The following is a 25,111-nucleotide window of genomic DNA, read 5'->3' as shown; positions in this document are numbered from 1 at the left end:
TGATACGGACTCAGACAGTGATACGGATTCAGACAGTGACTCTGATTCCGACACTGACTCAGATGCAGACTCCGATTCTGATACCGATTCTGACAGCGATGCCGATTCAGATGCGGATAGTGACTCGGATTCGGACTCAGATTCCGACAGTGATACGGACTCCGACACTGACAGCGACTCAGACACCGACAGTGATTCCGATTCAGATACTGACAGTGATGCAGACTCAGATAGCGACTCCGACAGCGATACCGATTCCGACGCAGATAGTGATACCGATTCTGACGCGGATTCAGACAGCGACTCAGATACTGACAGTGATTCCGATAGTGATACGGACTCTGACGGTGATGCGGATGCCGATTCTGATTCGGATGGTGACGCAGACTCTGACTCTGATACCGACAGTGATTCTGATACCGATAGTGACACGGACTCAGACAGTGACACCGATTCAGACAGCGATACGGACTCCGATGCCGACAGTGATTCTGATTCAGATAGCGATTCAGACAGTGACTCAGACTCTGACACGGACTCCGATTCCGATAGCGACACGGATTCGGACTCTGACTCAGATTCGGATAGTGATTCGGACTCGGATAGCGACTCTGACAGTGATTCTGACACAGATAGTGACTCGGATTCCGATTCCGATAGTGATACAGACTCGGATAGTGACTCAGATTCCGACAGTGACGCGGACTCCGACTCGGATTCGGACTCCGACGCTGACTCTGATACCGATTCAGATAGTGACTCTGACACTGACAGCGACTCAGATAGTGATACGGACTCAGATTCCGACAGCGATACAGACTCGGATTCTGATACTGATTCCGACTCCGACGCAGATAGCGACTCTGACTCGGACAGCGATTCAGATTCTGACAGTGATGCGGATTCTGATGGTGACGCCGACTCTGATACTGATTCGGATAGTGACTCCGACAGTGACACGGACTCAGATTCCGACAGCGATTCCGATAGTGATAGTGACTCCGACGCGGATAGTGACAGCGATTCGGACTCCGACAGTGACTCGGATGCCGATTCCGACTCTGACTCTGATACCGACAGTGATTCAGATTCCGACAGCGACACGGATTCAGACACAGACAGTGACACCGATTCTGATAGCGATTCCGACACAGATACAGATACCGATTCGGATAGTGACTCCGACAGTGACTCCGACAGTGACTCTGATACCGACTCCGATACAGATACCGATTCGGATAGTGACTCAGACTCTGACACGGACTCCGACTCCGACTCCGACAGTGACTCTGATACCGACTCCGATACAGATACCGATTCGGATAGTGACTCAGACTCTGACACGGACTCTGACACGGACTCCGACTCCGACAGCGACTCTGACACGGATTCCGATTCTGACGCTGACTCAGACACTGACAGTGATACGGACAGTGATACAGATAGTGACTCCGATACTGACTCTGATTCTGATTCGGACTCTGACGGTGACGCGGATTCAGATAGCGATAGCGACGCAGACAGTGACTCCGACGCAGATAGCGATACTGACTCAGACAGTGATTCAGATGCTGATACGGATAGCGACTCAGACTCCGACACGGACTCTGACAGCGACTCGGATTCCGATAGTGACTCTGATTCTGACAGTGATACAGACTCGGATAGCGACTCAGACTCCGACACGGATTCTGACAGCGACTCCGATAGTGACACGGATTCTGATTCAGACACAGACAGTGATTCAGACAGTGACACAGATTCAGATACGGACTCCGACGCGGATAGTGATACCGATTCCGACAGTGACACCGACTCAGACTCCGATAGTGATTCGGATAGTAACTCTGGATCAGAAGGTGATGGTAACTCGGATGGCGACAGTGACACTAACACAGGCGGCGGCTCCGGTTCTGGTTCCGGATCAGGCAATGGCAGCGGAAATGGTTCAGGGAGTGGCTCGGCTGGTTCTGGAACAGGAACGACCGGCGATTCCGGATCCAATGCTGGCACGACAACTGGAAATGGCACATCAGCCGCGGGTACGAATGTGGCGACTGGGTCTGCGGCAGCAACCGCAACACCATTGAGCAACACCACGCGGTCAGCGGCAACGACGCCAGTAGTTGATTTGACTGCGAGTGCACCGGCGACGATTAGCGATGCGGCAGACACTGCGGCAACTGATCAGCCGGCTGATGACAAGTCAGCTAATGATCACGCAACTAAGGATAAGGCGAAGGCCGATACAACGACGAGCGGCGCTGCGGATACCGCCAGTGATGGTGATTCAGCAACGGCGACGGATAAGGCACAAGCTGATAATCACGCAACACTTTGGGGAACGATCCTGGCAGCCCTGGCGGCTGTAGGTGGCGGCTCCTGGTGGTTCTTCGATAGTAAACGGCGGAAGAACGACGGTGATTAATACCTGGCAGCAACCAGTAAGTGAAAAAGCACGTTGACAGAAATGTTGACGTGCTTTTTTACTGCCAAAAATAAACCACACATATTTGCAAAAATGGATAGTTAAGGCTGGCTTAAGCTTCAATTAAGCCAATGTGGTATGATGAAACGGTTAACCCGGTTTGTTTGTAAATCAAGCATTCAAATCGCTAAAAATCACTTAGTAGTTTCACTAAACAAGCCCTATGATGACGGGACATCATGGCTGAGGTGGTCGCCTAATTATGTTATGGGAATATCGTTATCAAATTATTATCAAAATCAAATGAAAAAATTAGTACGTATGGTAAAATTGTGTTAACATAAACTTATGTAAAGAATAAACCAATTGAGACGATGATAACGTGATTATCACGAAAATAGACTAACTTTGGAGGTTCCTGCCGATGAAAAGAACGATCATTAAAAAATTCAAGGAAGCGGTCATTGACCTGGGGGATCTTACCGATCGATCGACAGGGGAGAGCACGCTGGCCGTTTCCGTGTCGAATCGTAAGAAACGTGCAGCCGTTCATTTCTACCGCGGCGACAGTTTCAATCAGGCTTGGCAACAGGTGAGTGAGACGTTGGCCGCAGCACCCCAAGATGCTTGGGTTCGCATTGAGATTGTCCAAGCCATCCAGCGGCGATCGGCAGCTGCGGTCAAGAAATCCTTGGCAGCGATGACGCGAATGAACTACTGGCGCGATGGGGTGAGCTTTGATCAAGACTTTAAGACGGCGCTATTGGAAATGGAAATTAATGGTCACGCTTTCTTCAAGCCGGGCAAGGATCACCGGATTGGAAAAAATCCGTCATCCTCGTGGATTGACTACCCACAGATTACCAAGTACTTGACGCGACGCAACGGCGAACAACCGGATGATTTGGCAGCTGCCCAGAATATTTGGACATTTACGACCGCTGGTATTTTCTCCGATGGGACCCAAATCTGGCCGCTGGATGAATCAGCCGCTGGTGAGCGCGGTACACGGCGATTAGTTGCGCCTCGACAAGAGTTACGGGACTATTTGTCGCTGGGTGAAGCCTTTTTAGCCCGGCAAATTAAAGAGACGGGACAGTTCGTCTATGGTTATTATCCGGCGGAACAGCGGGTGTTGAGTAGTTACAACAGTGTGCGGCATTTCTCGTCGATTTACGCCTTGTTGGAAGCGATTGCGTATACGGACAATTGGGATGATCTGCCACGTGCCAAGCAGGCGTTGACTTGGGGGCTGGAACACCTGACGATTCACGTCAATGACGCCTTGTTTGTGATTGAGCGGCCAAAGAATAAGGATCCAGAAGTCAAATTGGGGGCCCAGGCCATGCTGATCTTAGCGTTGTGCAAGTACCAAGAAGTCAGTAAGGATGAGGCCTTCATGGACCGGGCGCAGCAGGCGTTCAACGGCATCATTGCCTTTCGTCAACCTTCTGGGCGCTTCAACCACGTCTTGAATCCTGATTTGACGGTCAAGGATGCTTTCCGAATTATTTACTACGAAGGGGAAATCACCTTTGCGATGGCGCGGCTGTACGAATTGATCCACGACGACCGCGTCTTGGATATGATGCAGCAGTCGCTGGACTTCATGGTGGCGCACGACTATGGCCGCTACCACGACCACTGGATCGCCTATGCAGTCAATGAGGCCATGTTGATTTTCACCGACAATCGCGACTACATGCGTCTGGGGTTGAAGAACGTGTTCAACCACCTGGACTTCATTGAAAAGCGCGACACGGCGTACCCAACACTACTGGAATTGCTCGATGCGGCGGTCAAGATGACGGATATGATCAAACGCACCGGTAACGACGACCTACTTGAGCAATATGACGTGCAGCGGTTACGCCGTGCCTGGCATTACCGCGCCTTACACGAGTTGGCGACGGGGGCGTTTCAACCGGAACTGGCGATGTACTTCTACGCCCCCAGCAAGTTTGTCGGTGGCTTCTTTGCCCGGCACGACCATTTTCGGACCCGGATCGATGACTGTGAACACTTCTTATCCGGACTCATCAACTATTACAACTACGTCTACTGAGAGGAGGCCGCCATGGCAGTTTTAACAACCGTACTGGCATACAAGAAGATTCAATTTGCCATTCGCATGCTGATCTATGTGGTGGTCGGCGTGCTGGTCTTGGTCGTGCGGTGGCGTAATAAGGAAAAGACCCGCAAGCGCATGGACGAACGGACCAAGAAAATGATGCGCGAGACCAAGAAGGACAAGAATGGCAAATACCCGTGGGAACAGTAATCACGAAGAGATTGGAGTGTCACGATGTTCTATTTTATTAATGAATATATCCTACAAAAAAATTCGAGCGTGGAGCACACCGCAATGAACCGCGTGAAGTTGTTCAATCACTACAAGCAACCGGCCAAGATTGTGACCAAGACCTATGACCGTTTGCTCCACCAAACAATTGGTACCTTTGGACTGACCGACAATGAAATCGTTAACATGTTTGATTTCTTCCAGGAGGCCACGGTCCCCCTGCCAATTAAAGTCATGCATACCGACGACCTCAAGTTGCCACTAGCCTCGGAAGTCACCGTTGGCGCGAACTTCAGTCAAGTCGCCGAGGGGGACCGGTCGACCAGTAATGTCGGGTTTATTCCCGGCACCGTGGGGCGCGTCTTCTACCAGGAATTCTTCGACGGCTTGGGCAACGTGATTGAGACCAATCTGTGGGACTGGCGGGGCTTCAAGTCCGCCACCCAGTATTTCGGTCAAAATGGCAAATTGATTCTCGAACGCTACTACACGCCAAGCGGGAAGATTGCCATGGAACAGTATTTTGTCCCGGACACCAATGGGCAGCCGCTCGCCTCCCGGATTATTGTGAAAGATTATCACGGCCGCGGCGACCTATTCTTCCAAAATACCGACGACCTCTTCACCTTCTTCTTAGGCGAACTCAGCAATCAAGACGATACGACCACGACCTTTATCAGCGACCGACCGGGGACTGGCGTCAAGCCACTGTTGGCCTTGAATGATCATTCTCGGAAATACGTCTACCTGCCGATCAACCACGCCGTTGACCCCAACGACCCGGTCCACGGCACGCTGGATGGCTTCTTGGCGCCGGCCTTTGAACATTTCAACCATTTCGATGGCTTCATCACGGCCACCGAACAACAAGCGGACCACTTGCGGCAACGGTACCCGCAAGCCAAGATCGCGGCGATTCCAGCCGTGACGCTGTTGCCAGCCACTAAGACGACGCTGGTGACGCCCGAGCAACGCCGGGCTCACAGTCTCTTGTACGTGGGCCGAATCGCGGCCGACAAGCAGATCGAGCAGCTCTTGCGGATGTTTGCACTGGTCAAGGACCAAGTCCCTGACGCGACGTTTGACCTGTTTGGTTACGGTAGTGCGGACTACCTGACGCAGATGACGGACCTGGTCAAGGAACTCCGATTGACGACCAGCGTGACCTTTAAAGACTACGACGCCCAGCTAGCCGACCAGTATGATCACTACCAGGTACTGGTCAACATGGCCACAGCCGACGGGGCGCCACTGGCTATGCCCGAAGCCATGGGTCACGGCATTCCAGTGGTCAGCTACCCGTTCAACTACGGGCCGCAAGCCTTCATCAAGGACGGTCAGACTGGTTACGTGATCGACCGCGGCAACGCCTTGGCCATGGCCGACAAGGTCCGAACGCTCTTTACGGATGATGCCCAGTTGATCAAGATGAGTCAGGCCGCCTACGATGTCGCTCACCAGAACTGGACGCGACGCAAAGTTTGGAACCGCTGGCAACGGTTCGTACAGGCTTAGGAGGGAGCAGTGCTATGTATTACTTTTTAAATGACAATTTACAATATTCCAAGTCCGGCATCGAGCATGCGGAAATCAACCGGCTGCACCTCTTCAATCAAAACGGTGTGCCGGCTAAAATCGTGACGCGCATCTTTTCCATGGAGTTGTCTGCGATTGTGCAACAGGCGGGCATCCCGACCACGGGGTTCGTGAATCTCTTTCAATTCTTCTGTGGCAGTGGGGACGTGCCGACGCGCCGGTTTGCGTTAAATGACCTGTCCTTGCCCAGCGACACCACGCAATCGCGCAAGGATGATCAGGTTCAGGTCTTTGCCCAGGGGAAAATGCAGCTGATCATTTACCTGCGGCCAGGGACCGATGAGATCAGCAATATCCAGTACTTTGACGTGACCGGACGGACGCTCAAGATGGCCTGGTGGGATGTGCGCGGGTTTAAATGCCTCGAGCAACTCTTTGACTGGGACGGCAAAATCGTTCAAGAACAATATTTTGGCCCCGACGGCCTGGTCCATTTGGAAAAATGTCACTTGCTGGACCGCGCGGGTAAGGAGCACGTCAGCTGGCGGGTCCTGAACTATCGTGGCCGGGATTGGGTCTTTACCGGGATGAACGCCTTGACGCGGTTCTTCTATGATGAGCTCAACGATAACGGCGAGCACAACGTCTTCATTTGTGACCGGACGGTGGAATGTGATTGGGCGCTCTTTCACATGCACACACCGGCCTTCAAGGTCTTACACCTACACAACGACCACGTGGCCGATCCCAGCGATATGATTCATTCACCGCTCAACAACAATTATCAAAATGCCTTGACCAACTGGCATGAGTGGGATGCCGTGATTTCGTCCACACCAGAGCAGTCCCAAGACATTGAGGATCGCTTCGGTAAGGACATCCCGGCCTTCACGATTCCGGTGGGCTACGTCACGGACGCGCAGATTGCGGCCCCACATCAAGCCTTCAGCCACCGGCAAAAGGACCTGATCGTCCACGTGGCACGGCTGGCACCAGAAAAGCAGCAGAACCATTCCATCGAAGCCTTCGCGCAGGTGCACCAACAGTTTCCGGATGCGCGGCTGGAATTCTGGGGATATGCCAACGGAGATATCGGAAAGAAGTTTAAGCAAGAGGCCGCAGACCTGGGTCTAAGCGACGTGATCAGCTTCAAGGGCTACACCCACGACATCGGCGCCGTGTATGATCGGGCGCAACTGGGCCTGTTGCCGAGTCGTGCGGAAGGCTTCTCCTTAATGCTGCTAGAGGCGCAGTCGCACGGGTTGCCAATGGTGGCCAACGACGTGAAATATGGGCCCAGCGACATCATTGACGACGGCGTGAGTGGCCGGTTGACCACGGACGGGGATGTCCAGGGCTTGGCCGACACGATGATTCAGATGCTGCAGGATCAAAAGCGATTGGCTGCATACAGCGACGCCGCCTATGAGAATGCCAAGCGTTATTCTGAACAGGCAGTCTTTGAACAGTGGCGGGTGCTTCTGGACTATTTCCAAAACCTCAGCCAGCCTCAGGTTGAAGTGTGATCGGTAAATTGGCGGTGGCTGGCCGCTTTACCGTTCACTAGAGATGAGTGGGAACACTGAGGGCTACGTTAGGCAAACCAATTGCCTGCGGCTGCCAGGGGTTCCGCCTGCTATGGGGGACATCTCCAGCCTGAGAAGCGGGCTTCCGATTCGCTTTGAAGCCTGGTAAATCCCACCAGTCTCCAAAGTCGCCCCACGCTGTAGGCCGAGACAAAACCTCGGCCAACACCGTCGACACAGCTGGCTACACCCCTGGCCTCCTCCGGCATAGACGGCGAGGTCAGGATACCTTAGCGTTAAACCGAGATCAGTAACGTTGGTGGCTGTCGCAAACAACTGACATGCCGACAGTTCTTGGCGACCGCTACGGTAGCAGAGGATCTGTTAGAGATGAGTTCAACTGTTAGCGGCACGGGTAGGGTCATAGCACTCAGGAAACTGACGTCTTTGAGACAGGGTTCTCAGCTCAAAACGGGTGTTGAGATTGTAACATGGTTCGGCCCGTCCGCCCGCAGCATTTCAAGGCATCTCTAGTGACTCGTGGGTGGTCAAAGCGGACGGTTCGGGTCAGCCAATTGGAAGGTTTAGACAGGTTTCGACAAAGTGAATTGGGGGGAATGACCATGGACCAGACGACGAGTCTTGTGGTGGATATTGATGGCACACTGTGTGACTTGAAGACGGCGGAGCAGACCTACTTGGACGTGGCGCCCAAGGCTAGTGTGATTGCCCGTTTGCGGGAGTATCAGGCGGCAGGCTACCACATTATCTTGTTTACCTCGCGGCAGATGCGGACGTACGCGGGGAATTTGGGCAAGATCAACAAGTTTACGGCACCCATCACGGCTGAGTGGTTGGCCAAATATCAGGTGCCCTACGATGAAATTATTTTTGGCAAGCCGTGGGCCGGTCGGGGTGGGTATTACGTCGACGACCGCGCGATTCGGCCGAGTGAGTTCTTGGCTCACAGCGAAGCGGAGATCGCCGAACTGGTCGCAAAGGAGCGTGACGTGCATTGACGAAGACTGTGTTATTACTGTCTGCCGCGGAAATTGCGGATGACATGCAAACGACCTTTGGGACGATTTATCCGGCGATGATCCCGGTCCAAGACGGCCAGCGGATCATTGATCGGGTGGTCCAGCAGTACCAACCGTTAGACTATCAATTGTTCGTGGCGGTCAGCGCCAGCGACGACTCGGTCGTCAGCTATGTGACCCAAAAGCACTTGCCGGTGACACCACTCAAGGTTGCTAGCGGATTAACGCTCAGCGAGGCGGTCGCCCAGTCCTTGGCCCAACTCCAGGAACAAACGGCGGTGGCCGAGCTGACCATCGTCTTTGGCGACACCCTGATTGAAGCAGAAAATCTCACGCAAGGTGACACCATTTTCACGCATCAGGTCACGGATGCCGGGCGGTGGACCACCGTGACGGTTGATGCGACACACCGGGTGACCTTCACGGATAAGGTGGCGACGGCCGACCAAGCGGCCTTTACCGCGGCCGTGGGGGTGTTTAACTTCAGTGCTGGCGCGGACCTAGCGCGCTTGTGGCAGGGAGCCAAGTCATTTTACGAGAATTTGAAAGTCTACGATGCTCACTATCCGCTGAAACTGGCGGACACGACGCAGTGGCTGGACTTTGGCCACAGCGACAAGTACGTGGAGGCCAAGCAGGTGGAGGCGCGCTTCTTTAACCAGACGAAGATCGATTTCAAGCGGGGCATCATTCGCAAGGAAAGCACGGACGTGGACAAATTTTTGGGCGAGGTCCAGTGGTATTTGAAGCTACCCAAGCGACTGGCCTACATTGCGCCGCGCATCTTTGATTACTCGCTCAACTACAACGCACCGTTTGTGGAAATGGAATATTTCTCCTATGAAAGCCTACACAACCTATTTTTGTACGGTAACTTCGAGTTGGGCTTCTGGCGAGAAATCATTGACGAACTGGTCTTCTTACGCAGCGAAATGGCTCAGTACCAGGTCCGTGTCACGCCGGAAACGTATCGGCAGACCGTGCGCGCCATGTACCTGGATAAGACCGTTGACCGGCTGCATCGGCTGATCGATGAGGACGACTTTTACGCGGCCATTGCGGATCAGTCACTGGTGATCAACGGCACCACGTATCCCAGCATCAACGCCATTATCGCTGCCTTGCCAACGGTGTTGGACCGCAGCGGTGTGTTGGCAGGGGAGACGTTGACCGTGATCCACGGGGACTTTTGCATGACCAACATTTTGTACGACCACACCAAGCACGTCATGCGGCTGATCGATCCGCGCGGTAAATTTGGTAAATTCGACATCTACGGCGATGCCAAGTACGACTATGCCAAGCTGATGCACAGCTTCGTCGGCAAATACGACTGCATCATCGCCGACATGTTTACCGTCGATGCGGACACTACGGGGCGGTTGGACTACGCCTTGACGGTGACCGGTAACGAGGCTGCCATTGGTGACCTGTTTGCTCAACAACTGCAAATGCAACTGGGGCCGACCGTTTATCGGCAGATTCAATTGATTGAATCATTGTTGTTCCTCAGCATGATTCCGCTACACAAAGATAAACCAGAACGACAAAAAGCCATGTTGGCGGTGGGGGTCACCACCTTTGCCCCGTTCATGGCCAGCGTTACGGAGGGATGAGCGTGCAAATTGTGATTACGATGGCTGGCCAGGGGTCGCGCTTCAAGCAAGTCGGGGTCACGGTCCCCAAACACGAGATCGTCGTGCGGGGCAAGACCCTCTTTGAGTGGGCGATGCGCTCCTTGGCGGCATTTACGACTGAAAAATTCATCTTTGTGGTTCGTCAAGGTCGGTATCAACGCGCCAATTTAAACCGGTTGATTGCGCAAGCCGGCATTCGTGATTACCAGCTGGTAGAAGTCGATCAGCTCACGGCCGGCCAGGGCTCCACGGTAATGGCGGCGCAAGCGGTCTTGGACCCGACGGATAGCCTGGCGATTTATAACATTGACACCTACGTGGAACCGGGGCAGATCTTGCCGAGTGACTTTGCGCAGGCCGACGGACACCTGACGACCTTCACGGCACCGGGAGATCATTGGTCCTTCGCGCAGGTCGATGATCAGGGACGCGTCGTGGATGTCGTGGAAAAGCGGCGGGTCTCCGACCATGCGTCCGTGGGCTTCTATTACTTCAAGCGAGCCCAAGACTTCCTGCAGTTGTACCACGACTTCGCGCCGGCGGTGATTGCCGAGTACGGCGAGACTTACGTGGCCCCGTTTTATCACTACTTTTTACAAAATCACGCGCACGTGACCATCAAGGATATTCCGGTGGCGACGGTCCACGTGTTGGGGACACCGGCGGAATTGCAGGTGTTCAAGGAGGCTGAGCCATCATGAAAACACCGGTATGGGCGGCCGTTTGTGGCGCGATTCGCGACGAGTTGGACGTGCGACTGATCGTGGACTTGCTGCTCCAGGCGCGAGCGGCGGGTCAGTTGCAGGGCGTCGTCTTGTCGACTTGGCAGGGCGAATTTACGTCGGATTCGCCGTTGAAAGCCCAGCTGCAGGCCAACGGGGTGGTCATCATTGAGACGCCGCCCATCGACGAGATGGTGGGCAACATCCAGACCAACGCCGTCAATTACTGGCGGCAGGCCACCCAATTGCAACGGGCACTGGCCGTGATTCCGGCCGATGCCATCGTACTCAAGACGCGCACGGACCGGGCCTTGCCGGCAACCCGTCGATTGCTGGCCTTGTTGGCCACGCCCACCCCGTTACCGACCGTGGCCCAGGCCAAACGCCAGCACCGCCTCGCACATTTCCCGGCCGTTTTGGGTCATCAAATTGCGGCGTTTCACCCCCGCACCAACCGGGTCTTTCAGTTTGCGGACTTTGCGTTCATGGGCTACAGCGCGGATCTGCGGAAATTGCTGAGCTTTGCGGTACCGGAAATGACCTTCAACCGGTATCTCAACGCCAACATGCTCTTCTTTATCAACGCCTTTGTCCGGGACTATCCCATCGTGACGGACTACGAGCGGCGCATCCGGTTTGAAAAATTGATTCCCGAGTTGGACCGGTACACGCGCGGCGGGGGAACGGACTTTCCGGAATTTCTGCAGCGCTTCTACGCGGTTTACCTGGGTATCTTGGCGACGCATTTTCGGATTGTGCCGGGCCAGCCGGAACGTTTGGGTGCCGTGATGACGCCCATTAACTTAGCGGATTTCTTTCACGAAAGTCACCAGCACCACCTGGCCGGCCATCGTTTGGGCACGATGATCAACAGCAGTGAGGTGGTCGCGGCCTTCGTGGATCAGCCAACTTGGCAGGTCGACGAGTCGACGCGGCGGGTCTTACGGTTGCTACGGTCAGTGGATCCGCAGCTATTTGAGCGGGCCACGCCCAGTGAAGTAGCGGACCTGCAACAATTTGCCCAGCGGCAGGATTTTTCAACCGTTCCTTGGGTGCAAGCGCAGCCAGCCGTGCTCACGACGCAACCGCCGACTTACGACCAGTCATTGGCCTACCCGTTTCCCGGCTTAATGGCTGCGGAACAGGCCGAGTTGTGGCAAACGTGTACGACGACGGCCAATCTTGACCAGGCACTGTTACGATTTGTCGTGACGCACGCGGTGGCGCCGAGCCATGCGGCCGCCTTTTTAGCCAGCGGTGCCAAGAACGGCCAGGCCCGCAGCATCCTGATGATGTCGCGACTCCTGCGGCGGGGGTATTTAAATGCACACGAGACTGCCGAGTTGTTACGCGTCGCCAACACCCAGGCCAAATTGGTCCGGCAACACGGTGGCGGCAACGTGCACGTCGCGGGTTACGTCTTGAATCGGGTGATGTACCTCCACCAGCAGGGTCTGGCGCTGCCAGCAGAATTGATGCAACAGGTCGACTATTGCCTGCGGCGGTACCTCACGCCGACCAAAAGTGAGGCACTCAAACGGGCGTTGACCCAGCCAATCGACCAGTTGACAACGGTTCTGGACCAGGATATCCAGCAGGCTACGGCCGACCACCAATCAGTCGTACGCCGCCGGTTGATCGAGCTAGCCCTAGAACTCACGGGCCAACGCCGCTATTGGCAACAGCTCCAACCCTTGTTCACCGCCGACGAACCATTGAATCGGCAGGCTTACGATTACGCCGTTGAACAGGGATTGCTGGTTCAAGATTGATAAGGAAGACCATTGCCTGCGATGGTAGCAGGCTACCTGATGCGTTGACTGGCTGTAGGCGCTAGTTTGTCAATCCCGCGGTAGGCGGGCAGTAACAAGTTATCTGAAGGTTGAAAGTGAAATTAACACGCTGATTGCCGTAACAGCGGTGTTTTGACACCTACAATTGGTGAGACCGGGCGCCTGCGTCAGCCAGGGTTCCGCCTGCTCTGGGGAACGGCTCCAGCCTGAGGGGCGGTCTTCCGCCTCGCTTGAAAGCCTGGCAAAGACCACCAGTCTCTCAAGTCGTCCCGCGCTGTAGGCTGAGAAAGGACCTCAGCCAACACCGCCGACACAGCTGGCTCCACCCTGGCTGCCTCCGGCAAGTTGACGTCTATTAGCAACACTGTGTTTAATTAAAGACTAGTCGTCAATGTAGCTACCACCTGGGGCTAAGGCAACTGTTATTAACACGCACTACCGTAGCCGAGAGTTCGCCAAATATGGGTTCAGCCGTGGGAGTTGTCTTAGCGGCGCGGTTCATGCCGCTTAGACAACTGGCGTCTTTGAGACGCGACTTTCGGCTCAAAGCGAGGCGTCGAGACCGTCCTTTGGCTCGGCCCGTCCGCCCCAGCGTTCCAACCCATATTTGGCGAACGGTAGGCGACCAGTTCAAATTATGTGGCTGAAAACGACAATTTTTGACGCTATGAGTCGCATGCTAACACTAGTTCCAGCTGATTTTTGTTTTTCAACCTTCAGAAGTTATTTAAAGAGAATGGGAGGCGGTTGTATGCGTACGGTTTGGGCGATGGTGTGTGGCACCATCCGCGACCAAGTGGATTTTAGTCTGATCATGGATTACCTCTTGCGTTGCCGGGAAAAAGGCATCATTCAGGGCATCGTGGTCAGCACGTGGGTCCATGAATTTGACGGGCTAGGGGATTTACAAATGCACCTGGCCCTAAACAACGTGGACGTCATCCAGTCGCCAACCAATGAGGGGCTGGTGGGCAATATGCAAGCCAACTCCGTGAATTATTGGCGTCAGGCCAAGCAGATGCAAGCGGCGTTGGACCGGATCCCACCGGAGGCCATCGTCTTGAAGACGCGCACGGACCGGGCATTGCCGGCGACCAAAAAACTGATCGCCATGCTGGCTGAGCCGGACCCGTTGCCATTGGTGAGCGACCGAGCTCAAGCCACGGGGATAACTCAATTGCCGCGGGTGTTCGACCATCAAATCGCCATCTTCAAGGCACGGACGGGACGCATCCTACAATTCACGGATTTCGCGTTCATGGGGTACAGCCGTGACGTCCGCAAGCTGGTGAACTTTGACATTTCTGATTTCACCTTCACGCGCGGGCTGGTCGCCAACATTCAATTTTTCATTTACCCGTTCATCCGGGACTATCCGGTCATCCGCGACTATTACCGTGTCATTGATTTCTACCCGTTGCTGGCGGATCTGAAGACCTATACCACGAACGGTGGCACGGTGTTTCCGAAATTTTTCGAGCGCGTCTACGCGGCCTACTTCGGCTTGTTGGCCCTACATTTTCGCATCGGCAGCTTGCCGGATCCGACGAAATTAGGACCGGTGACGTTGCCCATCGAATTTGCCGACCTTTTTCACTCTGGGCAAGGCAAGCACCTGGTGCACGATGCCTTGGGCGTGACCTTGAACTCCCAAGAGATTCTAACGGCCTTCATGTCCCAGACGGTGACGCCAACACCGGTTAATCGGCATTGGTGGCAACGCAAATCGGCTCAGCCAACCCCGCAGCCGGCGGTACAAGACGCGGCGACCAAGCATGTGTTGGCGGCCATGGCGGCGCTCTCACCGGCAACGTTGGACCGGATCACGGACGCGGAGTTGACGGAACTAAAGACGTTTGCGGCCAATCGAAAATTTTCACCCCACGCCTGGTTGCGCATCCAGCAAGGGGACCTGCAGCCGCAATCGCCGACTTATGCCCAGTCGTTGCGCTACCAGTTGCCTGGCATCAGCGCGGCGGACCAAGACGCGCTGTGGCAACAGCTAGCCGAAAGCACCAGTGCCAATCGCGTGCTCTACCGCTACTGGCGTGACCACAACATCGCCCCGGAAAACGCCGCGGCTTACCTGATGAGCAGCGCGCGAACGGATAACCGCTTCAGCATTCTGACCGTGACACGCCTGTTGCGGCAGGGCTTCTTGGATGGGCCGACGACGGCCGAAGTGTTACGCATCAACGATTTCTTTGCCAGCTTTCACGTCCGCCACGGCCGCATGAATGCGGAGATTGCGGCCTATTGCCTGGCCCGTTATCTGTACTTGGTCGAACATCACCAGCAGATTCCAGCGACGGCGACCGCGCAAGTGAAATTTGTGTTTAAACGATTTTTACCGGGCAAGTTTGCGGCATTTCAAGCAATCGTCACCGATTCTGCGGCGCTGATCGAATTCTTTGATCAGGCCATTGCCGAGCGGCAGGGTACCAAGCAAACGTCAGCCCGGCAGCGCGTCATCGAAATGGCCCTGGAGGTCACCCACGACGCGAAGTACTGGTTGCAACTGGAACCGCTATTTAACGGGCGTTACCGGAATTACGAGTACGCCTATCGCTATGGGATTTCTTGGCAGTTGATCTAGTGTTGGCTGAGGTTTTTTCTCAACCTACAGCGCGGGACGACTTGAGAGACTGACGGGCTTTGCCAGGCTTTCAAGCGAGCCGGAAGACCGCTCCTCAGGCTGGAGGCGCTCCCCATAGCAGGTGGAACCCTGGCTGACGCAGGCGCCTGGTTTCATCAATATTATTTTTAAGAAAAGATTTGATTTGGAGGGATTCACGTGGCACAGCTGACGATGCAACAGATACAAGAGATTGTGGGTGGCAAATGGGTCGTTGCCCCGCAAGATGAAACGGCGACCATCCAGCATTACGGGCTCTACGGCGGGGAGATTCGCCGCGACATTGGCGCCAATAACCTATTGTTCGCGATGTCACTAGAGCACTGGCAACACGGGTCGGGCAACTCGGGCGTGTATTTGCACACATTTAAGGACAATCACGACCGAGTGGCGGCCTTGCAAGATTACCTCAAGATGGCCATCGTCGAGCGGCCCGTGCCCACGAGTTCGGTCCCCCAGCTGCAGGTACCCGACGCCTATCAGGCGATGGAAAAATTGGTGCGCGTGATCCAACCGGCTTATCGAGGCAAGAACATTGGCGTGACCGGATCGGTGGGCAAGAGCACGACCAAGACTTTGATCGCCTATCTCCTCCAACACCTGGGGCCGACCGTGAGTTCCGTGGGCAATCACAATTCGCGGACCAGCGGAAAGATTCAGGCGCTCAACGTTGAGCAGAGTCAATACAACGTCTTGGAGCTGGCCGCCATGGCCCTTAACTACCAAGAACCCGGTCAGGATCGGATCGGCATTGCCGCGCTGATTGCCTTTGACCTGGCCGTCTTGACCCAGGTCGATGCTGGGCAAAAAGGATGGGACGCTCGCTTGACGGCGGACGTCAAGACCCGGATGGGCGCCAGTTTAAAGCCGGGGGCGCCATTTTTGGTCAACTCGGCCATTCACAATCTGGGTGAGGTCACTGATTTTGTGCATCGTTACACGCAAAACTTGGTCACGTACGGGCTGACACCAGACAGCGACTACGCTGGCCAACTCGACGCCCATGGCCAATTAACGCTGGTCCACCGCGGCATTCGGCTGGGTCAGCTTGACGCCACGGGGCTGGATGAAGGCATGGTCAGCGACATGGTGGGGGCCTTAGCCGCCTACCACCTGTTGGGTGGGCAACTGACGCCCGCCATCTTGCTGGACTTTAGTGAAAAATGTGCGCAGACCAGCACCCGCAAGGTCCACCACTTTGTTGCTAATGGTCATCAGATCACCATCGTGGACGATACCCACAACGCAGAACTGTTGTCGATCAAGAACTTTATTCACTATGCCCAGCACTACCAGGTGGCACCCCACACCAAGAAGCTCTTTATCGAGGGCCGGGTGATCAACCTGCGCAAGATTTCGGTCAAGACCCATACGGAAGTGACCCAACTCCTGAATCAGGCCAACTTCGATCAGTTTTACACCTATGGACCCGAGATGGACTGGGTCATTCCGGCCGCGGACTTTACCAGCTATGGCGGCTACTTTACCACGCCCCGGGCGGTGACCCGAGCGATTGCCCAGACGGCGGACCAGGACCTAGTCATCTTCATCAAGGGCGATAGTCGTAACAGCTCCATCGACCGCATCGCCGATAACCTGATGGCCAATCTGGACTATGAGGCCACGCCGGCCAGCGCCTTTGCCATGAGCATTGGTGAGCCCCAACCGCAAGCCTACAGTCGCAATGGGGTCGGTCGGCTCCTGATCATTTTAAAAATTATGGAGGAACTGGCGGCCGGCAAGCTGCAATTAACGGATGCACTGACCATCACCAACCCGATGCCCAAAGACCACAGCCGCCACAAGGTGGGCCTGGCCAAGGGGGCCGCGTACACGGTGTTTGATCTACTGACGATCGCCATTGTCGCCTCGGCACCAGACGTCATCACCAACCTGGCTGAGCATCTGTACGGCCGGCACGGCCGGCAAATTGTGCAGGCTCTCCAGCGTCACGCTGCCCAGCTAGGCTTGTCGGATCAGACCGTGGCCAACGTCACGGGCCGGCCGACCAAACGACCCCAACGCACCTACTTGGCGGACCTGGAAAAAATTGGCGAAGCCTTTACCCGCTTGCCCAATGGTGTTTTCAGCCTGTTGAGTGCACAACAGATCATGGTAAACGGGCATTTTTATCACAAACGCTCACAGCTATTTAAGACTGGCAAGATCGCCGGTTCGCTGTTCAACGACTGGCAGGAACAGTCCGGGTTGTTCTTCACCCAAGATCAGCAGGGCAAACACGCGGTGGCCTTCATCAACAGTCCGCACCTCAGCACCACAGACGCGTTGATGGCCGATTGGGTCGATGCCCAGGCGGATAGCGCTCAGTTGACCCCGGCCAACACCACGGTGGCCCTGCAAACGCCCGTGATCAATCTGCTGGCCGATACCTATTTTGGCGAGGATTATACCCGTCGGCGGGAGCACCGCGGCCAGCCGGATGCGCTACAGAAATACGGTTACGGGCATTCGTTTGAAAAGATTGGTAAGTTCTTCAGTCCCACCGCGTACAATTTATTTAATTTCGAGGCGGTCTTTGCGCAGGGGGCCAGTCCGTTGGATGCGGTGAAACCTTTTGTACTGGACGCCCGAGCGCAGCCGACGCTAGCGGAACTCAAACGGCACCACTTTGACCTGGCCATGCTGGGAAACAATCATGCCAACGACTACGGTCCGGCGGCGTTGACGGACACCTTGGCGGCCTTCCACGATGCTGGTATCGCGACCGTGGGGGCCGGGGTGGACCGCACCGATGCGCGCCGTGTGGTCACGTTGGACTACGACGGCCAGCAGGTGGCGTTGTTTAACGGCTACTGGTACCGCAATCCGGCGGAGAACCTCTTTGACTTTTACGCGCGAGCCAATCGGGCGGGGGTGGCCTGTTTGGACACACTGATGGCACAAGACATTCGCCGCTACAAGCAGGCCCATCCCAGCGCGCTGGTCTTAGTGAGCGCCCATTGGGGGACAGATTACGGCGACGTCAAGCCCGCCCAGCGCGAAACGGCTCACCGGTTGGTTCAGGCGGGGGCCGACATCATCATCGGCCACGGCCCACACCGGCTGCAGCCCATCACCTACATCGGCGCGGCGCCCGTGCTCTACAGCATTGGCAACGGCGTTTTCAACAACAACGGTGAATTCAAGAAGCGTGATGTGCCGCCATACGCCGCCATTGTCCGGTTGAACCTAGCTGAGCGGCGGCTGTACTGGTGTCCCATCTATGCGGATAACCGCCGGACCTTCTGGCAACCGGACTTCGTGTCGGCCGACGATTTTGCGCAAATCGTAGCGACCGATGGCCCGAAATTTGCGACGACCCAGCTCGAGGATAGCATCTCTGCCGTGGTCATCCCGTTTTAGTGTTCAAGGGGGGAACGCGTCATGAAAAAAGTGAAGTGGCTCGGCGTCTTGTTGGGGCTGGCCCTCCTGATTGGCGGTGCCATGTGGGGGATGAGTCGGATGTACCGCGGGATGTTTGGCAATAACCATTACTACCAGCGGTCGCGAGCCTACACCACCCAAGACGGCCTGTTGAATCAGAAAATGCGTTCGGCGCGGCAAATGCGGCAACTGACCGCACTGACACATGGCACGCGCTACACCGGTAACTGGAGCCTCGATCAGGCCGCGACGACCTACCACTACCGGGTGGGTCAGGACAATATCAGTAATTTTATGGGAGCGGACGCGACCTTACAGCTGTACACAACCTCTAAACTGATGACGCCGGCCAAGGTTCGCGCGGCAGCGACCTTCTGGAATCGGCTGGCCGGCCAACGCATCGTCCAGGTGGTCGATACGGCGAAACGCAGCGACGAGGTGATCCACGATGCCCAACCAGCTAAGAAGGACACGTCGCTGGGTGGCCAGACCTATGATCGCCAGGGGATGGTTTTCTACCCGCAAAACTGGCGCTCGTCGGGCCTATTAGCGACAGAAAAGGCCGATTGGCAACAGGCCGTTTTGATTAGAGAGATTGGCCACGCCCTGGGCATTCCCAGTTTGGCGGGCGGTTCGCGAGGGACCAACGCCTTTGATCACGGCAAAATCGGTGCGGAGGTCATGGGCTACTGGTCCGTGGGCGCCGCGGCCCCGAAAGCCAACCGTCACGGCATCACCAGCACGAAAATGGACGGTGCGGCCCTGGCCTTAGCAGCATTGAGCTGGAAACGCCCGCAACGATTGGCGGATTGGGTCTTCACACAACACCCGGTCGTCGTTCACGTGCATGCGGGTCAGGTGTCAACGAAATAGCGCATTTATTTGGGCATGCGAACATCGGGATGAATCAACGATAACTCCTCGGGAAATGCGGTTCCTTGAGCGGTTAACAACCACACGGCAACTCATCGTTGAAGGGCGTTCGCGCAAAAAAGGACCTGACTGGTCAACTTCAATCCACCAGTCAGGTCCTTTTGGGTGCTGCATATTTATTTGAGTTAGGGAATTGACGTCTTTGAGACGAGTTCTGCGGTTCAAAACGAGGCGTCGAGAGCGTTCTTTGGCGCGACCCGTCCGCCCTCAGCGTGCCAACTCATCGCTAGCGAACGGTCAGGCGGCCAGATACACTAGTCCAGAGTCAAAACTGCCGGGCCATAGACCAGGTTGACGCCGAGCTTATCGGCGACGTCACTGGCGTCTGCGGCGGTGACGTTAGCGGGGATCAGCGTCAACCCGTCGGCATCGGCCAGGCGCTTGCTGGCGGTCCAGTCGGCGATGCGGTCGTCACTGGCCGAACCGGTGCTTAGCACGTGATCCACGCCTTGACTGGCGAGCCAGTCCATGGCCGTGCCGCGGTCTTGGGGCCGAATGTGGTCAAAGGCCGTACCAAAGGTCAAGGTCATGCCGCCGGCCGCCGCAATCAGGGTGCTGAGGACTTCAACGTCGAGTTGGTGTTGCGCGGTCAGTCCGCTGAGAATGGCACCGTCGACACCGAGTTGTTGGGCTTCCAGCAGATCGGCTTCCATCATCTTGATTTCGACGCCGTTGTAAGGCGCAATGCCGCCCCGTGGGGCAATGACCAGCTCGAGGGTGACTTGGTGTTCATGAGCGTAACGCACGGCCTCAGCCATGACCCCCTTACTGACGGTGGTACCCCCAACGGCCAGGTTATCCGCCAAAGCCACGCGTTTAGCCCCGGCCCGAATGGCTGCGGGGAGGTCTGTATAATTTTCTAATAACGGTTCAACTAATAGCAAAATCGTCGTCCTTTCTCCGCTTGCTTAACGCAAAGCGGCTAACAGTATGGTACAATATATCCACTCAATTCAATGCTGATGGGTTGGCAGATGCCGCCCCAAAACTTTTAGGAGGGACGCCCGTGAAATCGGAATCCAAGCAACATCGTTCGTGGTTTTGGAACTGGGTCGTGAACAATCGTTTAGTTTCTATCCTAACGATCACGCTTCTTATTTTACTCATTTTGTTGGTCCTAAGTAAAGTCCCGTGGCTCGCCACGCCATTTGTGCTGGTCGGTCAGATCTTGGGGTTGCCCGTGATCTTGGCCGGCATCGGCTACTACCTGATGAATCCGGTGGTCGATCGCTTGGAGCGCCGGGGTGTGCGCCGCAGTTGGACCATCATTGGCTTGTTTATCATCGTGGCGCTACTCATCGCCTGGGGCGTGCTTAGCGTGATCCCCATGGTGCAAAAGCAAACGACCATGCTGCTGGCGGAGTGGCCCCATTACTGGCATCAGATGACTCAGACCAGCCTGCAGTGGCTCAAGGATGACCGCTTAGACGGGATTCGGGACCAACTCGACCAGTTCAACCAACAGCTGTCGGCCAGCTCGTCTTCGGCCATCTCCGGCTTGGCTAAAACGACCGTCAGCTCGGTTGGTGGTATCGTCAGTCGGGTCGTGTCCATTGTGGTGGCGGTCGTGACGGCGCCGTTCATTTTATTCTACCTCTTGCGCGACGGTCATCAGTTACCCGATTATCTGGCCCGCTTGCTGCCAGTTCGGCGGCGGGCGTCGGTAGTGACGCTCTTGCGGGAAATGAACCGGCAAGTCAGCAACTACGTCCGCGGTCAACTGGTGGTCGCCTTTATTGTGGCGGTGCTGTTTTACGTCGGGTTCCTGATCGTCGGACTGAAATTTGCGCTGCTACTGGGTATTGTCGCCGGGGTGCTAAATTTGGTGCCGTATTTGGGGTCCTTTTTAGCCATGATCCCGGCGGTCGTGGTGGCGGCCATTATTTCCCCGTGGATGCTGGTGAAGGTGCTGATCGTCTTCATTGTGGAACAGACGTTGGAAGGCCGCATCATTTCGCCACTGGTCTTGGGCAGTTCGCTCAAGATTCACCCGTTGACGATTATTTTTATTTTACTGATTGCCGGCAAGGCGTTTGGCGTCTTAGGCGTGGTCCTGGGAATTCCCGGGTACGCCGTGATCCGCGTCGTTGCCACCGAAATATTCCATTGGTACCAACAATTTGCTGGCGGTTACGAAGACGTCCAGCCAGTCAAGACAGAAACAGGAGAAGACACGCATGAAGAAGATTGATCAAGCCGCGCAATTTTTGGCGGCGCACACCCAGCTCTTTCGCTGCCCGGTGTGCTTAACCCCGTATGCCAGCGTGGAGGGCCATAGTTTGGTTTGTCCCAATGGCCATAACGTCGACCTATCTAAGAAGGGGACGCTGTACTTTATGCAGCGCGCCGTGGCCAGTGAATATGACAACGCCATGTTAGCTGCGCGGCGGCGGATGCTGCAGGCCGGGTTGTTTGCCGGCATTACGGCGGCCTTTGCGGCAAAATTACCCGCAAGTCCGCAAACGATTCTCGATGTCGGTTGTGGGGAGGGGACGCCACTAGATGACGTGCTCCATCGCCGGGCGGGACACCACGACGTTGCGGTGGGCTTTGACTTGTCCAAGCCGGGCATCAACCTGGCGACGCAACTGGCCAACGACGCCTTTTTCTGCGTTGCCGACCTGGCGCAAATGCCGTTTGCGGACCACCAGTTTACGGCGATTCTCGACTTATTTTCACCGTCAGCCTACCAGGAGTTCAACCGCGTGCTGGCGCCGGGTGGCCAGTTATTAAAGGTGATTCCCAATCCAGACTACCTGATCGAACTGCGCCACGCCATTTTCCCGGCGGACAGTGCCCACGCTAGCTACGACAACAGCAACGTCTTGGACCTGTTCCGGCAACACTACCCAACGGCCACGGCCGAGCGGATTCGCTACCAAGTCCCGGTCCCCGCCGAATTGTTTGCTGACCTAATGTTAATGACGCCCATGCACTGGGGTGCTGACGAAGCGCGTTTGGCCGCCGTCAAGGCCAATCCGTTCCCAGAAATCACGGTAGACGTGACGCTGTTAACCGCTGAGGGCGTGAAGTAAAACGTTTAATTTTTTGATAAAAAATGCTTGTGAACCTCACAGGACAGTGTTATATTAATCGATGAGAAATCGTTTGGCGGTCGACATCAGCGAATAACTGTTGGTGGCTGACAAGTAGCACTTCACTAAAGTAGCCCCTCGCCGTGCCCACACCGAGGAGCTGCTTTTTTTGTACCGTTTTTTCTAAAGTTGAAAAGCGGTGGACAGACAGCCGGAAATGACCCGTTTCAGTCGCAAGCGATTGGTTTATTATTTAAATAAATAAACGAATAAGAGGCTGATGGCAATGAAATGGGTGCGGCTAATAGGACTTGCACTAATCGGGGTATGTGTTGGATGGAACTGGCAAAGTGTGGCGCCAAAACCGGTGTTGGCGGATTCGAGTTACAGCCTGTCACTGAAGATGGTCAATGAAGACGCCAATAACCAACCGGCGTTTACCATCGTTTCGCCACTGACGGGCGAGCAGACATCTGTCCTCGACAAGACCATCACGGTGAACCAGCTACCGGACAGTGCGACCACGTATCAGGATGTCTTCAACGAATACGCTAAGGAAAATCCAACTGGCACGGGTAATGGCACCCTCCAAGAAGATATTCCAACACATTTGGTAGCGTTCTCTAATTATTTGAACGGTATTTGGGATACGAATGACATCATAGATATGGCCTATATCAAGGGTGTTTCCCAACAGTCATTGGCAGATAGTGCGGCCAATTTTACGTCGGCTTGGACGGACGCCAGTGGGGTGGCATCATATACGGGCCCGGCCAAACTCACGCTTGACCAAGCCGGGTTTAAGCAGCTATTAGCCCAAAAGATTGCGCGCACGACGACTAGCCAGACCCTGGAGATTCCGTTTAAGGCGACGACAACGGCGATGCAGGTGCATTTCCAGACGTCAGATGGGGCGGCGTTACCGTCGTTTGCCGACAGTCCGCTTCAGGCACCGATGACTGACAAGACGATTACGGGGTACGTTGGGCAAACGGTCGATGATGAGATGTTTATTCCTAAACTTACCGGATACACGGCCGATAAAACCAGTGTGACCTTCACTGGGACGACGGATCAACGGGCGACCGTCACGTACATTGCCGATGCAGATCTGATGACCACCACGATTCATTATCAATACGCCGATGGCACCACGGCGGCTGCTGATAAGGTGATCTACGGGTACCATACGGCGCAGGGGCAGGAGCCAAGTTCCACCGTGACTTCGCCGACGATTACGGGGTATACCGCTTCGCAAACCAGTGTCCCCGTGGCCTTTGATGGCACGGCCAAGCGTCAGGAGATCACCGTGACCTACACGAAGGCAACTGAAAATAGCGTGCCGACCGGTTCAGCCACCAGTTCAACAACGACTGGCTCGTCGGTCAGCGGGGATGCAGCGGCCAGTTCCGGCAGTGCAGCCAAGGTCAGTTCGCCAGTGCCGGTGGCCAAAAAAGTCATCCTGGCGCGGCGCCAAATTGCCCGTTACCGAACGCCGACCTTCTCGCGAGAGACGCGGCAAGTTGTTTACGAAAAGCAGCCCCGAGCACAACGTCCAGAATTCCTGGTTCTAGGGTATGCGCGATCGAAGCAAGGGCGGTTGCGTTATCACGTGCGCGACATCACCCCTAATAGCCGCACCAAGGGGCAGACAGGGTATGTGACGACTAAAGCCGCCTACGTGACGGGGGCCTATTATCAAACCCAGCCGCGACGGATCAAGGTCTTGGCTCGTGGCCTCAACGGCTATCGGACGCGTGCATTGACCCACCGACGCCACCATTATCGGGCCGGCCAGATTCTGCGCGTGAAAAAACTGGTCCGCAATCATCTGACCACACGCTTATTATTGACGAACGGCGATTACGTTTCGGCCAACAAACGCTTGGTTATCCAGGTGACTGAAGGTTAAAAAAGAGTGGGCCAACAGGCGGAACCAGTTGCCTGTTGGCGCACGTTTCGACCGTGAGGCCACTTTGAGACGGACGCGACTTTCGGCTCAAAGCGAGGTGTCAGAACACTACTATTACGACAACCAGCGCGTTAATTTCACTTGCAACCTTCAGTAGATAAAATAATTGCTGACAAATTGGTTCAGGTTTTCCAATAACGGGGAACCTGAACCTTTTCGTCTTTGCGC

15 protein-coding genes and 1 pseudogene are annotated in these 25,111 nt (G+C 55.4%); 15 read left to right on the top strand and 1 reads right to left on the bottom strand.

Annotated features, from left to right (window positions below):
• The 12 genes and pseudogenes from EGT51_RS09570 to EGT51_RS09515 form a co-directional block, all read left to right on the top strand.
• Positions 1–2,428: pseudogene (locus EGT51_RS09570) on the top strand (serine-rich repeat glycoprotein adhesin); the annotation flags it as partial.
• Between the two features lie 424 nt (positions 2,429–2,852).
• Positions 2,853–4,493, top strand: a complete 1,641-nt coding sequence (locus EGT51_RS09565) for a glycosyl transferase family 1 (protein ID WP_135368490.1) — start codon at positions 2,853–2,855, stop codon at positions 4,491–4,493.
• 12 nt (positions 4,494–4,505) lie between these two features.
• Positions 4,506–4,709 (top strand): hypothetical protein, encoded by a 204-nt coding sequence (locus tag EGT51_RS09560; RefSeq protein WP_135368489.1) that lies wholly within the window; start codon positions 4,506–4,508, stop codon positions 4,707–4,709.
• Between the two features lie 24 nt (positions 4,710–4,733).
• The gene (locus EGT51_RS09555; RefSeq protein WP_135368488.1) at positions 4,734–6,245 is read left to right on the top strand and encodes a glycosyltransferase; all 1,512 of its coding nucleotides are present in this window, start codon (positions 4,734–4,736) and stop codon (positions 6,243–6,245) included.
• A 14-nt stretch (positions 6,246–6,259) separates the two neighbouring features.
• Positions 6,260–7,792 carry a glycosyltransferase family 4 protein gene (locus EGT51_RS09550; protein WP_135368487.1) on the top strand — a complete coding sequence of 511 codons (1,533 nt, stop codon included), beginning with the start codon at positions 6,260–6,262 and terminating at the stop codon, positions 7,790–7,792.
• A 623-nt stretch (positions 7,793–8,415) separates the two neighbouring features.
• The gene (locus EGT51_RS09545; protein WP_135368486.1) at positions 8,416–8,811 is read left to right on the top strand and encodes an HAD family hydrolase; all 396 of its coding nucleotides are present in this window, start codon (positions 8,416–8,418) and stop codon (positions 8,809–8,811) included.
• Positions 8,808–10,448 (top strand): phosphotransferase, encoded by a 1,641-nt coding sequence (locus EGT51_RS09540; RefSeq protein WP_135368485.1) that lies wholly within the window; start codon positions 8,808–8,810, stop codon positions 10,446–10,448. Before EGT51_RS09545 ends, EGT51_RS09540 begins: the two co-directional genes overlap by 4 nt.
• A gap of 2 nt (positions 10,449–10,450) precedes the next feature.
• On the top strand, positions 10,451–11,170 hold the full coding sequence (locus EGT51_RS09535) for a glycosyltransferase family 2 protein (protein ID WP_167850184.1): 720 nt from the start codon (positions 10,451–10,453) through the stop codon (positions 11,168–11,170).
• Positions 11,167–12,963, top strand: coding sequence for a hypothetical protein (locus EGT51_RS09530; RefSeq protein ID WP_135368483.1), 1,797 nt, complete (start codon positions 11,167–11,169; stop codon positions 12,961–12,963). The genes EGT51_RS09535 and EGT51_RS09530 overlap by 4 nt, the downstream gene beginning before the upstream one ends.
• Before the next feature lie 772 nt (positions 12,964–13,735).
• Positions 13,736–15,580 (top strand): hypothetical protein, encoded by a 1,845-nt coding sequence (locus EGT51_RS09525; protein WP_135368482.1) that lies wholly within the window; start codon positions 13,736–13,738, stop codon positions 15,578–15,580.
• A gap of 198 nt (positions 15,581–15,778) precedes the next feature.
• Entirely contained in the window at positions 15,779–18,982 is a 3,204-nt protein-coding gene (locus EGT51_RS09520; RefSeq protein ID WP_135368481.1) for a CapA family protein, read from the top strand.
• Between the two features lie 21 nt (positions 18,983–19,003).
• The gene (locus EGT51_RS09515; RefSeq protein ID WP_135368480.1) at positions 19,004–19,876 is read left to right on the top strand and encodes a hypothetical protein; all 873 of its coding nucleotides are present in this window, start codon (positions 19,004–19,006) and stop codon (positions 19,874–19,876) included.
• Between the two features lie 314 nt (positions 19,877–20,190).
• On the opposite strand, the gene EGT51_RS09510 is transcribed toward EGT51_RS09515, so the two are convergent.
• Positions 20,191–20,820, bottom strand: a complete 630-nt coding sequence (locus EGT51_RS09510; protein WP_135368479.1) for a copper homeostasis protein CutC — start codon at positions 20,818–20,820, stop codon at positions 20,191–20,193.
• Positions 20,821–20,942: 122 nt separating this feature from the next.
• Between EGT51_RS09510 and EGT51_RS09505 the strand changes: the two genes are divergently transcribed.
• The 3 genes from EGT51_RS09505 (at position 20,943) to EGT51_RS09495 (ending at position 24,883) form a co-directional block, all read left to right on the top strand.
• Complete coding sequence (locus EGT51_RS09505; protein WP_135368478.1) at positions 20,943–22,127, top strand: AI-2E family transporter; 1,185 nt, start codon at positions 20,943–20,945, stop codon at positions 22,125–22,127.
• On the top strand, positions 22,114–22,971 hold the full coding sequence (locus tag EGT51_RS09500; protein ID WP_135368477.1) for a methyltransferase domain-containing protein: 858 nt from the start codon (positions 22,114–22,116) through the stop codon (positions 22,969–22,971). Before EGT51_RS09505 ends, EGT51_RS09500 begins: the two co-directional genes overlap by 14 nt.
• 352 nt (positions 22,972–23,323) lie before the next feature.
• Entirely contained in the window at positions 23,324–24,883 is a 1,560-nt protein-coding gene (locus EGT51_RS09495) for a DUF5776 domain-containing protein (protein ID WP_135368476.1), read from the top strand.
• Positions 24,884–25,111 lie beyond the last annotated feature (228 nt).

Origin of the sequence: Levilactobacillus suantsaiihabitans (genome assembly GCF_004745505.1) — a bacterium.
GTDB classification, from domain to species: domain Bacteria; phylum Bacillota; class Bacilli; order Lactobacillales; family Lactobacillaceae; genus Levilactobacillus; species Levilactobacillus suantsaiihabitans.
This window is presented reverse-complemented; position numbering and strand designations above follow the sequence as displayed.